The sequence below is a fragment of the Streptomyces tricolor genome, from assembly GCF_002155905.1.
GTDB lineage: Bacteria > Actinomycetota > Actinomycetes > Streptomycetales > Streptomycetaceae > Streptomyces > Streptomyces tricolor.
In genome coordinates, this window is the sequence record NZ_MUMF01000453.1 from 1 (window position 1) to 13,376 (window position 13,376).

Here is a 13,376-nt window from a genome sequence, read left to right on the forward strand (position 1 = left end):
CGGTGCGCAGCCGCTCGCCGAGGCGCGGACCGGCCGGGGCGGGCGTCGTCGTCGTGGTCATCAGCGGGCACCTCCGAGCGGCAGGGTGGCCAGAACGCCGGGGAGCTGTTCCCGGTCCAGGCGCGCGAGCCCGGCCCGGGCCTGCTGCGCGGCACGTTCCAGATCGCGGCGCGCGTCGGTCAGTTCCTGCTTGCTGCGGCCGGTGATCCGCACGTGGCCGGTGATGGTCACGTCCTGCTGTGCGCCCTTGGCCAGCGTCAGGCTGAAGGTCGTCGCCAGCGCGGGCACCGCGGTCAGCTGCGCCACCAGCTGGGCCAGCGAGCCGCCGGAGCCGCCGAGCTGGGGCCAGCGGCGCACCCAGTAGGTGGTGTGCCGGCGGTTGTCACAGCGCCAGCTGCGGCTGGACTCCTCGGTCCGGCGCTGCGGCGCCTCGCCCCGCCCGGCCTGGGCCGTCACCATGGGGTTGGCGCACGCGGACGTGGCGATCGCGGCCGTCAGTTCTTCCTCGGTGAGCACGTTCGCCCGGAACCCGGCGCCGGTCAGCCGGCTCGACAGGTGCTCGGCCGAGCGCGCCAGGCACTTCTGCGCCCCCAGCAGCCCGCCGCCGCGCGCGGCGACCGCCTCCGGGCACAGTTCGGGGTCGAGCTTCAGCGCGATCCAGGTGATGCGGACGGCGGGGGAGCCGGTCTGGGCCTGCAGCGGTGCGTAGTTGCTGACCACGACCGACTGCTGGGGCAGGTGCAGCGCGGGTGCGGGCTGGGTGTGCACCACGATCTGCGCGGACTCCAGACGGATGCCGTCGACTTCGAGGACGTCCCGGACGAGGGCTATGGGCAGCGGCCGCCGGCCGCGCTCCGCGCGCAGCGCGTCGACGTCCGACTCCACCTGGAGCACAGCCGTCAGGAAACCGCCGTCGCCCACCATGCCGATCGGCCGCTGGTCGCGGTCGTCACCCCGGTTGTGGCTGAACGTGCGCAGGGTCGGATCGCACTCCACGGCGGGCGCGAGACCGGAGTCGGTTCCCGGCGGCACGGGAGTGCTCGCGGCCCGACGGATGCGGGCCCGCATGGCCAGCAGGGTGCCGAGCCACTCCGGCAGGGAGCGCCCGCGGCGCCGTACGACGGCGAGCACCACGAGCAGCACGGAGACGGGGGCGGTGGCGATCAGCGCCACCGTGCCGAGCAGCCAGCCGCACAGCGCGAGCGCCCCCGCGATCTCCAGCAGCACCAGCCGCTGCACCGCGAACGAACCGCCGCGGCCCGAGCGGGACTCCAGCCGCGGCACGACAGCGCCCTGGTGCGGCGTGGACGCCTGCTGGGCGCCGCCCCGCCGGGAGGAAGAGCCGCGGGTACCCGACCGGCGCGCGCCGCCCGATCGTGACCCCGATTGCGATCGCGACCGGGCCCGCGTTGCGGAAGCCATCACTTCAAAACCCCCGAACTCTCCCGAAAACCCTTGCGCTCCGGTCCCTTCAAGTCCTGAGCACCCTACCCGTGCCGCAAGCACGTCCACGCAACAGGCATAGTAGGGGCCGGGTCTGACAGTCGAGGCACCAGAGGCAACCGAGGGCGGGGGACGGATCTTCACAGGTTCCCCACGGCTCCGCAACGGGGAGAGAGCGGACACAGATGGCATCACGGCGGGACGAACTCAACGCCTACACCTTCGCGAAGCGCCGCACGCTCGCGTCTTTCCTGCGGCCCTCCCCGTCCGGCTCGGAGGAAGGCGCTCCCAAGCCGCTGAGCGCACTGGTCCCCGGTCTCGTCGTCGGCGTGGTGGTCCTGGCGGTGTTCGGCGCGATCGGCATGTTCAGCCCCACGGCACCCAAGGGCTGGGACACGCCCGAGGAACACGTCATCGTCGCCAGCGAGTCGACGACCCGGTACGTCGTCCTGAAGACGGGCAAGCGGAAGCAGCTCCACCCGGTCCTCAACATGGCCTCGGCCAAGCTGCTCCTGGATCCCAGCAAGGCCAGCGTCATCACCGTCGACGAGAAGATCCTCGACAGCGGCGAGCCTCCGCACGGCGCCACCATCGGCATCCCGTACGCCCCCGACCGCCTGCCCTCGCCGGGTGAGGCCGAGTCCGCCAAGCGCTGGGCGGTCTGCGAGCGTCCCGGCGAAGGCGGCCGGGCCATCCAGAAGGCGGCCTTCGTCCTCGCGAAGAAGGAATGGTCCAAGACGGAGGGGTCCGACAAGCTCACGCGCGGCGACCTGATGTACGTCGTCGGCCCGGACGGCAAGACCCAGTACGTCGTCGACGCGCGGGGCACCGCCTACAAGATCGCCGATCCGGCCGACAAGGAACTCCTCAAGGCCCTCGACACCCGGGGCCGGGCCCCGCAGCGCGTCTCCAAGGAGTGGCTCGCCACCCTGCACAAGGGCGACCCGATCGCCATCCCGAGGATCGACGGCACCCCCGGCGCGAAGGCCGGTGCCGGGATCCTGCCCGCCCAGTACGACAAGGTCGGCGAGGTCATCAAGGCGTACGACGGCCAGGTGCTGCGGTACTACGTCGTCCTCCAGGGCAAGGTGGCCCGCATCTCCGAGTTCACGGCCACGCTGCTGCTCAACAGCGGTCAGCTGGTCGGCGTGGGCCAGGCCGGCGAGGCCCAGCAGGTCAGCCCCGGCGCGGTCGCCGACAGCACGACCTTCGACGAGGACAAGAACTGGCCGACGTACAGGCCGCGGACGGTGAACGACGGCTCCAGCGCCACCAGCGGCCGCAACACGGTCTGCAACGTTCTGCGGTCGGTCGGCGCCAAGGGGAAGACCACCCTGTCCACCTGGGTCGGCAAGGACTTCCCCGCGCAGCTGCCCACCGGCTCCTCCAGCGCCTACGTCACCGCCGGCTCCGGCCAGCTCTACCGCCAGTTCCAGGGGACGGAGACCACGGCCGGCGGCGTCTTCCTGGTCACCGACACGGGCCTGCGCTACGCCCTGCAGTCCAACAGCGACAGCGCCACCGACGACAAGGGGATCGGCACCTCCGCCAAGAAGCGCAAGGAGGAGCTGGCCGAGGCGAAGATCGCCCAGACCCGCCTCGGCTACGAGAAGGTGACGCCCGTCCCCGTCCCCATGGAGTGGTCGACCTTCCTTCCGACGGGCCCGCGCCTGTCGGAGGCCGCGGCGCGACAGCCGCAGGGTTCGTAGCGGCGGCCGGAGGAGAACGGACTCATGCTGAAGGCAAGAACGCCGGTGACCGGGACGCGCATGGCCGTCGTGGCCGCCGCGGTCGCCCTCACCGCGACGACCACGGTGGTCGCCCTCCCCGCTTCCCCGGCCCGGGCGGACGACGGCCAGTGCACGTTCCCGTCGAAGCCGTACGCCGGCCGGCCCTGGGCGCTGCAGCGCGTCAACCTGGACGAGCTGTGGGCGCAGTCCACGGGCAAGGGCGTGCAGGTGGCTGTGATCGACACCGGGGTGGACGTCAAGAACCCCCAGCTCACCAAGGCCGTGGACGCCTCCAAGGGCAAGAACCTGCTGCCTCCGAAGAACCGCAAGGGCGAGAGGATCGACCGCGGCAACAAGTGGGGCACCACGGACACGGTCGGCCACGGCACGCGCGTGGCGGGCATCATCGCGGCCCGCCCGGTGAAGGGCACGGGCTTCGTGGGCCTGGCCCCGGACGCCACGATCATCCCGATCAAGCAGAACAACGCCGAGGGCGACGGCACGGCGGAGACGCTGGCCGATGCGATCAAGTACGCGGTCCAGGCGGGCGCCGACGTCATCAACATCTCCCAGGACACGGCCGAGCCGCTCGACCCCAAGGACTCGACCCTGAAGAACGCCATCGACTACGCCCTGGGCCGCAAGGTCGTCGTCGTTGCCTCGGCCGGCAACGACGGCCTGGGCGGCAACGTCAAGGAGACGTACCCGGCGGCGTACGAGGGCGTCCTGGCGGTGGCGGCCTCCGACCGCAACAACGAACGGGCGGCGTTCTCGCAGTCGGGAGATTTCGTGGGCGTCGCGGCGCCCGGCGTCGACATGATCTCCACGGTCCCGGGCAACGGCCACTGCTCGGACAACGGCACCAGCTTCTCGGCGCCCTACGTGGCGGGTGTGGCGGCCCTGCTGAAGTCGAAGTACCCCGACTGGACGGCCCGGGAGGTCGCCGCCCAGATCGAACAGACCGCTGAACGCTCGATTCCAGGGCACGACAAGCTCGTGGGGTGGGGCGTGGTCGACCCCGTGAAGGCCGTCACGGACGTGGACCCGGCGCATCCCGTCCAGTCACCGCACCCCGCGAACGGCGTGGCCAAGGGCGAGCCCCCGTCGGTCACGCCCCTGCACTTCGGCGAAACGGCCGAGGAACGCAACAGCCGGCTGGCCACCTACACGGTCGTGGGCGGCCTGGTCCTGGTGGCGGGCCTGACCGGCACGGCGGTGGCGATCCGGGACGCGCGACGCAGGCGCGCAGGGCGGGCGGGGGCCGGCGCGTGGACACCTTGACCCGACTGAACGTGCTGGGCCTGGTCCTGTCCGCCGTGCTCGTGGCCATGGCCTGCGTGAAAGCGGACCGGGTACGCGCCTGGCGCCACCGCGTCAACCCGTCGGCCCCGGAACTGCCGGCTGCCGCCTTCGGTATCGCCCGCGTTCTGTTTCTGAGCATGGCGGGCGTCGGCATCTTCACGTCCATCCAGGGTTTCGGCGTCTCCGACAACGCGTCCTGGAGCGATCAGGAGCTGGCCGGCGCGGTGCGGGAGGCTACGGAGGACCTCGACGGCTTCACGTTCCAGGCCGACGGTGCGGGCAACCCCCTCTCCTTCACCGACTACGCATCGCTGATCGATGACAAGGTGCTGGAGTACGGCGGCGGTGACGCCCCGGGGCACGGGGTGACCGTCGAGCCTGCCGACGGCAACACTGCCGCCGACGCCTCCTTCACGGTCACGGCGGACGGCGCCGGCAACGCATTCTGCACGCGCCTCGAGCGCACCCGGTCCAAGAAGGACGACTACACGCCCCCGGGCATCGCCGGCGGGGAAGGGACACTGACGTATTCCGGTTACCGGCTGGCAGCGTCGGTCCGGGACGGCGAGTGCTGACCTCACCCAGACGGCTCGGGCAGGTCCCCTCCGTGCAGGCACGGAGGGCGAGTCATCGCTCGTACCCAGGCCAGTTGATCTCGGTGATCGACGGGTCCGCCCCGCGGGCAACTCGGCGAAAGCCGGTGCGCAGACGACCAGGGCGACGTCCCTCACGTCGGGTGGTAGGGAGAGTTCCCTGAGGCGCACGGTCTGCACAAGCAGTACACCAGGGTCCATCACGACTGTATTGACGGCCCTGTCCAAGACCTTGCACCGGCAGATGGGGGCGATCGGTATCGCGGTCACCGGTGTGCGCAGAGGCGTCGACAAGCTCGAGAAGGAGCAGCGGCACGGAAATGAGGCGTGACGATGACCGGCGAACAGCACACAGGTCTCGAAACCTTCGGAAGGGCCCTGTGGGATGGATCCGAGAGGCCGCGGCGTGATGTGCCGCCGGCGGCGAACTGACCGCGAGCGAGGACACGGAAGACGATGAAGTCAGGGATCAGCCGACGGGTCGAGCGGGCTGCGTTCCATGGAACGCGTAGCGGCAGACGGGTGCGTGTGGTGGGCGTGGCTGTCGGCGCCCTGGTGGCCACAGTCGTTGGTTTTGCTCCGGGTGCCGTCGCGGACGACGTTCAGTCGAAGCAGTGGTATTTGGGGCCGATGCAGGCCGAGCAGATGTGGAAGGTCAGCACGGGTAAGGGTGTCAAGGTCGCTGTCATCGACAGTGGCGTGAAGGCGGACACCCCGTCGCTCAAGGGTCAGGTCTTGGTGGACGAGACCCCGAAGTCGGTCGCGTACGGTGCGACGACCGATTACAGCGGCCACGGAACGACCATGGCCGAGTTGATCGCGGGTACGGGTGCCGGGGGTGGCCTGAAGGGTCTGGCGCCCGGCGCGAAGGTCGTTCCGTATCGGATCGAGCTCGACGACCTCAAGGGTGGGGCGGAAGAGAAGAAGAAGACTCCCGAACCTGAGGACGCGATCAGGGCGGCGGCCGACACCGATGCGCAGATCATCAGCATGTCGTTCGGTGCGCAGGCACCGATCCCGAAGGAGAAGGAGGCTATCGAGTACGCCGCTTCCAAAGGCAAGCTGTTGATCGCAGCCGTCGGTAATGACGGCCGGAGGTCGGGGGACACCATTGGTTACCCCGCTGCATATCAGTACGTGGTCGGTATCGGCGCCGCCGACAAGTCTCTCACGGTCTCGAATTTCTCCTCAGCTGGAAACTACGTAGACCTCTCGGCCCCGGGCCAGGGTTTTCCGGGATGGTGCGACGCCTTCTTCCGTTCGTACTGCGACGATGTGAATGGTACGAGTTCGGCAGCCGCGATCGCCTCGGGCGCCGCCGCCCTGATCTGGTCCGCCCACCCCGACTGGACGGTAAACCAAGTAACCCGCTCCCTGATCGACACGGCGGGCCGCACATGGGCGAAGAATGACCCGAGCAAGTACGCCGGTTACGGGTTCGTTCGTCCCCGTCTCGTCTTGGAGAACTCGAACTACAACGCAGGGCCGGCCCACGTCGACCCGCTTGCGGGGGAGAACCGCGGAGACCTGCTGGCCAAGTCGGGAACGTCCTCCACGTCTCCCTCTCCTTCCGCATCAACCCCGTCACAAGCCCCGGAAAAGGGTTCTACCGGCAGCACGTCGGCGGCAGGATCGAGCGCGGAGTCGTCGAAGGACGACAACACCCTCTGGGTCGTGCTCGGCGCCGTGGCCGCGGTGGTCGTGGTCGGTGGTGGGAGCGTGGCCGTCGCGCGGGCGCGGCGTGCCCGGTGACTCGGTCGACCACCTGAGCCTTTGCCCGCGCGCCAACCGTCAGTCTGGCTCGTTCGCGTCGGAGGCTGTGCCGTTCGGTGCTTCAGTGGCCAATCAAGGCGGCAGCCGGGCCACAGAGATGAGCGGTTGAATCCACTATGTGTGGATTGCCTGGTTGGGAGTGTGTGTAGCAGAGCGGAATCGATCAGGCGTGGAGGTTTGGTAGAGATCCGTAGGTGGGTGACGCGTCCATGTCTTCAGGTGTAGTCATCGTTGGTTGAAGGATGATGGGCCGCGGCCGTGTCGCCGCGTGCGTGCGCTCGTGGTAACCCGGCAATTCAGGCGAAGTGTGGCACCTGAGTTTTTGCGTGGTGCTGAGTCAACACACCTGCTCGGTTGGACCGGTTGGACGGGTTGACTAGAGTGGTAAACGCGTTGTGAGACGCGGCTCGCTTTGCGATCGTACGGCGAGCGGTTGGTCGGCCCCCGTTCCGGTTGGGCCGATGGATGTACGGGGAAACGGGGAGGAGCGTCGTGCTTCCGTCAGACATGGTGGGGGGCGTGTCGGCGACCAGGGCGGCGAACCTGGAGGCCAGTGGCGAGGCGCTGGGCAAGTTCGTGGGGCAAGTGGACGAGGTGCTCAGCGCTCTCGAAGGGTCCGCGGGCAACCCGGCGAAGGTCGGTGCACAGACGATCAGGGCGACGTCCCTGACGTCGGGTGGTGAGGGTGAGTTCCCTGAGGCGCACGGTCTGTACAAGCAGTACACCAGGGTTCATCACGAATTGACGACCCTGTCCAAGACCCTGCACCTGCAGATCGAGGCGATCGGTATCGCGGTCACCGGTGCGCGCAGGGGCTTCGAGAACCTCGAGGAGGAGCAGCGGCAGCGGTTCTGGGCGATCCAGATGGAGATCGGGAAGCTCCAGGACAAGAGTGACGGCAAGCATCACACCAACGGCTCGCAGAGCGGCGCGGAGTTGTGACGATGACTGACAAGCAGCACAAGGACGATCTGCACCGCGTCTCTCAGCAGAACTCCGTCACGGACGTCGTACGCGGTATCGAGGACGGTCCGCGCGGCGGGTTCCTCAACGGCATGATGCGCTCGGTGGTCGAAGCGACTCCCTTCGGGCGGGCCGTCGCCGCCAGGACCGACTTCGGCAAGCGCGACCTCGATCTGAACAAGATGATCGACCTGGTGGAGGAGACCGATCCGGAGGATCTCGAGTCTTCCGGCAAGGCCCTGTGGGATGCGCGCGACGCCATCAAGAAGGCCGCCGATGACCTCAAGGCCCACATGGACAAGGTCCCTTGGGTCGGAACGTCTGGCGATGCTTTCCGGGAATGGGGTGACAAACTCGTCGTCAACACACACCACCTGAGCGACTTCGCCGGAGCGGCTGGCGACCAGATCACTGCTGCCGCCGTGGGGCTCGCCGCCGTCCGTGGTGCCATGCCGGCTCGTGACACGAGGGCGAATCCGAAGCGCCCTGAGAAGTTCACAGAGGCCGAGAAGACCGCGAACGCTAAAGACTACGCCGAGGCCGTCCGGGTGGAGAAGGACCGCCAAGAGGCGATCAACCAGATGAACCGGTTGTCGTCGTACTACGCGGTCTCGGAAGAGGTGCTGGCGTCCCTGCCGGCCAAGGACAAGACGCCGAACTTCACGTCGATGCCCGACGTGGGCGTGCCTCGGCCCTCGCGAAGGTTCGGGGAGAGTTCTCCCTCGTCCGGCGCGGCCACGCACACAGGTAACGGAGCGGCGCCTGTCGTAGGTCACCACACGACTACGGCAGGGGCGGACAATGTCACCCGGCACGTCGCTGGCGAGCCCACATCGCCCCGGGTCCCGCCGGCAGACCCCACCCGCAACATTCCGCTGCCCGAGGAGCCCGTCGGTACGCAGATCAACACCACCGGCACGCTGCCTCCGCCCACGACCACGCACACGACCGGCCCCACGCCGCCGGTCACGGGCACGCCTCCGACCACCGGCGGTCAGCTCGATCCGCTGGGTGGCGGCGGCTACCGGGTCCCGCTCCCCAACCCGACGTCGGGCCGAAGCCTGGGTGGATCGGGCGGGTACCGTACTCCTCCTTATGCTCAGGGGCGTACGGGTACGACCGGGCCGATCAGCCCCACGAGCCCCGGACGTACCCCGGTGACAGGACCCGTGAACCAGGTGGGGCGTACCACCCCGACGGGGCAGCCCGTCGGCAGGAGCACCACTCCGTCACCGATGGGTCGTGCGGTCACCGGAGGTACGCCGCTTCCGGGCGGCACCGCGACGCCCCGGGGGAACACCGCGCCGACCACCGGCGCAGGCCGCTCCAACGGAGTTGTCGGAGGACGTCCCACGGCCACCGGCGGTCCGGCGAAGAGCGGGGCGAGGATCCCGCGCGGCACGGTCGTAGGTGGTGAGGCACAGGCCAACTCCCGGCCCACGACCGGCCGACTCGGTCAGCGTGGTGTCTTCGGAGCGCCCGAGTCCACGGCGCGGCCCGGCGCGAAGCCGACCGGCTCTCGCACCGGCGCGGGCACGCCCGAGGCCGTCACGGGCAGGCCCTCCGCGCGCAACTCCGCCGCGGGAGCCGAGCGCAACGGCATGACGCGTGGCGGTGCCGGCCTGGCGCGCGGTACCGACCGGAACCGGAAGCCCGAGGACACGGACGAAGAGACCCACCTGACCGACAGGCCCCGGCGTGATGTGCCGCCGGCGGCGAACTGACCGCGAGCGAGGACACGGAAGACGATGAAGTCAGGGATCAGCCGACGGGTCGAGCGGGCTGCGCTCCACGGAACGCGTAGCGGCAGACGGATGCGCGCTGTGGGCGTGGCTGTCGGCGCCCTGGTGGCCACGACCGTGGGCCTTGCGCCGGTTGCCGTTGCGAACGACGTTCAGTCGAAGCAGTGGTATCTGGGGCCGATGCAGGCCGAGCAGATGTGGAAGGTCAGCACGGGTAAGGGCGTGAAGGTCGCTGTCATCGACAGTGGGGTGAACGCGAAGACCTCGTCGCTCAAGGGGCAGGTCCTGGCGGACGAGGTTCCGAAGTCGGTTGCTTATCGTGCCACGGAGGACTACGACGGCCACGGGACGACCATCGCGGAGTTGATCGCGGGTACGGGTGCCGGTGGCGGTCTGAAGGGTCTGGCACCTGGCGCCAAGATCGTTCCTTACCGTGTCAAGTTCGAGGACTTGAAGGGCGGGGAGGGGGAGCTGAGCAAGACGCCGGAGCCCGCTGAAGCGATCCGAGCGGCGGCCGACACCGACGCAAAGATCATCAACATGTCTTTCGGTGCACAGGGACCGAGCTCGAAGGAGAAGGCGGCCATTGAGTACGCCGCTTCCAAGGGCAAGCTGCTGATCGCGGCCGTCGGCAATGACGGCCGGAAGTCAGGGGACACCATTGGTTACCCCGCCGCTTACCCGTACGTCGTGGGCGTAGCGGCCTCCGACAAAACCGGCACAGTCTCCGAGTTTTCGTCATCCGGTGGCTACGTCGACTTCGCCGCCCCAGGCCAGGACTTCCCCGGCTGGTGCGACGACTCCTTCCGCTCGTACTGCGACGACGTGAACGGCACGAGTTCGGCAGCCGCGATCGCCTCGGGCGCCGCCGCTCTGATCTGGTCAGCCCACCCCGACTGGACGGTGAACCAGGTCACCCGTGCTCTGATCGACACGGCCGGACGTAAGTGGCCGAAGAACGACCCGAGCAAGTACCTCGGCTACGGTGCCGTTCGGCCACGTCTGGTTCTGGCGAACTCCCACTACAACCCGGGTCCTGCGAACGTCGATCCGCTCGCCAAGGAGAACGGCGGCGACCTGCTCGCCAAGTCCCCGGCGTCCTCTTCCTCCTCCACTTCTTCTTCCTCCTCCGCCGCCCCCTCCTCTTCCGCATCAACCCCGTCACAAGCCCCGGAAAAGGGTTCTACCGGCAGCACGTCGGCGGCAGGATCGAGCGCGGAGTCGTCGAAGGACGACAACACCCTCTGGGTCGTGCTCGGCGCCGTGGCCGCGGTGGTCGTGGTCGGTGGTGGGGGCGTGGCCGTCGCGCGGGCGCGGCGTGCCCGGTGACGTCGTCAGCCGTCTGTAGCCCTGTGCTCTTCGGATAGGGCATGCAGGACGCGCTCACCGCCGTACCGCACTGCGTGCGGCAGTGGGCCGAGACAGTTGGACCAAAGAGACAGACAGAGAAAGGGCTGAGATGGCCGACAACAAGCAGAAGCTTGAAGATGCATCAGTAATCCACCTGCAGAAGCAGATGCTGGAGAAGTACGAGGGCATCCGCAAGCGCGTGCACGGGCTCCAGGGCGTGATCGACGGCCTCGAGGGCCAGTGGCACGGTATCGGTCGTGCCGCCTTCGACTCGAAGCAGTACGAGATCAACCAGTCGCTGCGGGCCATCGGCGGCATCCTCGGTGACGTCATCGAGGCCATGACCGCGACGCGCAACATCAAGGACAGCAAGGAAGACGAGGTCCGCGCGGCCGTCAACAAGATCGACGTGCGGGACGGCGCTCCCACCGTGTCGCCCCTCAGCTCCTACTGATCCGAAGCGGCGCTCAGGACTTCTGCCGGGCACCCGGCGCATCCACAGATACACATCAGCGAGACGAGGTAACAGGTATGGCCAACAACGCTGACGGCCTGTCAGTAACTTATGACGGGCTCGACGTCGCGGCGACCAAGATCGGTAACGAGGCGAGCCAGCTCGAGCAGGACCTGCAGGAGCTGCGCCGGCTGGTGGTGAGCAGCCTGCAGTACTGGGAGGGTGCGGCCCAGGACACCTTCAACGAGAAGCTGAACCGCTGGGACAAGGAAGCGAACGACATCCACCAGGCGCTGACCGGCATCGGCCACGTCGTCGCCCAGTCCGGTGGTACGTACATGGAAGGCGACAAGAAGGCGGCCAGCTACTTCCGCTAGGCCGAGGCTCGCAGAAGCGACGAAGCAACTCCAGGGTGGGCGCGCGCGGGAGGCGCCCACCCTGCTGTTGTGCCGAGTCCAGAAGCCGAGTCCAGAAGCCGGGCCCAGAAGCCGAGCCGAGAAGCCCAGCCGAGATGCCGAGCCCGAGCCGAGAAGTTGATCCAGGGGACGAAGAGTGGACATACGCGCGTCAGAGGCCGGGCCGGGGACCCGAGGTGGCCGGCGGATCGGCCCGTACACGGTCGTCACCCGGCTCGACGCCGGCAGCCCCGCCCACACGCCCGTCCCCGAGCACCGCTACATCGCCCGCAGCGCCGACGGTGACCGCACCGTCCTGCTCAGCAGTCCCTTGGCGACGGTCGACCCGCAGCGCTTCCTGGCCGAGGCCGAGGCCTCCCGTTATCTCCTCGGGCCCTGGGTCCTCCCGGCCGTCGAACTGGCCGGGCCCGGCGCGCAGGTGTGGCACGCGCGTCCTTACCTCCCCGCGCTTCCGCTCCCCCTCGCCCTGGCCGTGCACGGCGGCCCGCTGCCCGAGCGGACGGTTCGAGCGCTCGCCGTCGCGCTGGCCGAGAACCTCGCCGTGCTGCACGGGCAGAACCTGACCCACGCGGGGCTCGGCCCGTCCGCCGTGCTGATCGCCGCGGACGGCCCCCGGCTCACCTGCTTCGGCGCGGTCCGGGCCGCGGCACCGGAGGGTGTCGTACGGCGGGAACTGCCCGGGATCGACCCCGGCAGCCTGCCGCCGGAACAGGCCGCGGGCGGGCAGCCCCGCCCGCTGGGTGACGTGTACGCCCTCGGCGCCACGCTCGCCTACGCCGCCACCGGGTACACGATGCCGGAGCGGGAGGAACTGCCGCCGATATTCCGCTCGTTGGTCCCGCGCTGCCTGTCGCGCGACCCGGCCCACCGGCCGCAACTCTCCGAGATCCTCGACGAACTGCTGGGTGCTGCACAGCCGGCCGTCCCGGCGGGTTTCGCCCCGCCCGCGCGTGCCGAGACCTTGCTCGGCCCCGGCTGGCTGCCCGCCCGGGTCGTCGCCGCCATCGTCCACCAGTCGGCGTCCGTGCTGGCGGCGGAGGTGGCCGCACCGGCGCCAGCGCATCCGTCGGGGCCCGCGGGCGGCACGCCGGGCCCGGCCGCCACAGCCCACCACAGCCACTGACGACAAGAACCCCATGCCGACTCCCCTCACCCACGACGACCCCGTCGCCCTCGGCCCGTACCGGCTCATCGCCCGGCTCGGCAGCGGCGGCATGGGCACCGTCTACGTCGCCCGCTCCGCCGGCGGCCGTACCGTCGCCCTGAAGACCATGCACGCCGGCATCGCCGCCGACCCGGCCGCCCGCGTCCGCTTCCGGCTGGAGGTGGACGCGGCCCGGGTCATCGGCGACCGGTTCGGGGCGCGGGTGATGGACGCGGATCCGCTCGCGGAGACGCCGTGGCTGGCCACGGAGTATGTGCTCGGACCCGCGCTCGACGAGGCCGTCGAGGCCGGCGGACCGCTGCCCGAGCAGTCCGTGCGGGCTCTGGGCGCCGCGCTGTGCTCGGCGCTCGGCCAGCTGCACCGGTCGGACGTCGTGCACCGTGACCTGAAGCCGTCCAACATCCTCGTCACCGCCTACGGGCCGAAGGTCATCGACTTCGGCATC

General features: G+C 69.5%; 12 protein-coding genes. 11 read left to right on the forward strand and 1 reads right to left on the reverse strand.

Going from position 1 to position 13,376, the window contains the following annotated elements; translation table 11 throughout:
• Positions 1-60: 60 nt before the first annotated feature.
• Positions 61-1,422, reverse strand: coding sequence for a type VII secretion protein EccE (gene eccE / locus CCN44_RS29420; RefSeq protein ID WP_086700931.1), 1,362 nt, complete (start codon positions 1,420-1,422; stop codon positions 61-63).
• Positions 1,423-1,628: 206 nt separating this feature from the next.
• On the opposite strand from eccE, the gene eccB reads away from it, so the two are divergent.
• The 11 genes from eccB to CCN44_RS29475 all read left to right on the forward strand — a co-directional run.
• Positions 1,629-3,152: a type VII secretion protein EccB gene (gene eccB, locus CCN44_RS29425; protein WP_059252924.1), complete on the forward strand. Its 1,524-nt coding sequence runs from the start codon at positions 1,629-1,631 to the stop codon at positions 3,150-3,152.
• A 24-nt stretch (positions 3,153-3,176) separates the two neighbouring features.
• A complete protein-coding gene (gene mycP, locus CCN44_RS29430; RefSeq protein WP_086700934.1) occupies positions 3,177-4,454 on the forward strand; it encodes a type VII secretion-associated serine protease mycosin in 1,278 nt (425 codons plus the stop codon).
• An 11-nt stretch (positions 4,455-4,465) separates the two neighbouring features.
• Complete coding sequence (locus CCN44_RS29435; RefSeq protein ID WP_208639863.1) at positions 4,466-5,050, forward strand: hypothetical protein; 585 nt, start codon at positions 4,466-4,468, stop codon at positions 5,048-5,050.
• 540 nt (positions 5,051-5,590) lie between these two features.
• Positions 5,591-6,820: a S8 family serine peptidase gene (locus CCN44_RS29440; protein ID WP_399010789.1), complete on the forward strand. Its 1,230-nt coding sequence runs from the start codon at positions 5,591-5,593 to the stop codon at positions 6,818-6,820.
• A gap of 540 nt (positions 6,821-7,360) precedes the next feature.
• A complete protein-coding gene (locus CCN44_RS29445) occupies positions 7,361-7,783 on the forward strand; it encodes a hypothetical protein (protein WP_331478621.1) in 423 nt (140 codons plus the stop codon).
• A 2-nt stretch (positions 7,784-7,785) separates the two neighbouring features.
• Positions 7,786-9,528 carry a hypothetical protein gene (locus tag CCN44_RS29450; protein WP_086700943.1) on the forward strand — a complete coding sequence of 581 codons (1,743 nt, stop codon included), beginning with the start codon at positions 7,786-7,788 and terminating at the stop codon, positions 9,526-9,528.
• A 90-nt stretch (positions 9,529-9,618) separates the two neighbouring features.
• The gene (locus tag CCN44_RS29455; protein ID WP_272935431.1) at positions 9,619-10,875 is read left to right on the forward strand and encodes a S8 family serine peptidase; all 1,257 of its coding nucleotides are present in this window, start codon (positions 9,619-9,621) and stop codon (positions 10,873-10,875) included.
• Between the two features lie 130 nt (positions 10,876-11,005).
• A complete protein-coding gene (locus tag CCN44_RS29460; protein WP_059252928.1) occupies positions 11,006-11,350 on the forward strand; it encodes a WXG100 family type VII secretion target in 345 nt (114 codons plus the stop codon).
• A gap of 77 nt (positions 11,351-11,427) precedes the next feature.
• Positions 11,428-11,727 (forward strand): WXG100 family type VII secretion target, encoded by a 300-nt coding sequence (locus tag CCN44_RS29465; RefSeq protein ID WP_059252929.1) that lies wholly within the window; start codon positions 11,428-11,430, stop codon positions 11,725-11,727.
• Positions 11,728-11,902: 175 nt separating this feature from the next.
• Entirely contained in the window at positions 11,903-12,889 is a 987-nt protein-coding gene (locus tag CCN44_RS29470) for a serine/threonine-protein kinase (protein ID WP_237481640.1), read from the forward strand.
• 13 nt (positions 12,890-12,902) lie between these two features.
• Positions 12,903-13,376 (forward strand): serine/threonine-protein kinase (locus CCN44_RS29475; RefSeq protein ID WP_143650040.1); only part of this gene is annotated, 474 nt, incomplete at its 3' end.

Excerpts from the sequence above, each read along its gene's own strand:
- eccE (WP_086700931.1), bottom strand. The coding sequence starts at position 1,422 with ATGGCTTCCGCAACGCGGGCCCGGTCGCGATCGCAATCGGGGTCACGA.
- eccB (WP_059252924.1), top strand. The coding sequence starts at position 1,629 with ATGGCATCACGGCGGGACGAACTCAACGCCTACACCTTCGCGAAGCGC.
- mycP (WP_086700934.1), top strand. The coding sequence starts at position 3,177 with ATGCTGAAGGCAAGAACGCCGGTGACCGGGACGCGCATGGCCGTCGTG.
- CCN44_RS29450 (WP_086700943.1), top strand. The coding sequence starts at position 7,786 with ATGACTGACAAGCAGCACAAGGACGATCTGCACCGCGTCTCTCAGCAG.
- CCN44_RS29455 (WP_272935431.1), top strand. The coding sequence starts at position 9,619 with ATGCGCGCTGTGGGCGTGGCTGTCGGCGCCCTGGTGGCCACGACCGTG.
- CCN44_RS29460 (WP_059252928.1), top strand. The coding sequence starts at position 11,006 with ATGGCCGACAACAAGCAGAAGCTTGAAGATGCATCAGTAATCCACCTG.
- CCN44_RS29465 (WP_059252929.1), top strand. The coding sequence starts at position 11,428 with ATGGCCAACAACGCTGACGGCCTGTCAGTAACTTATGACGGGCTCGAC.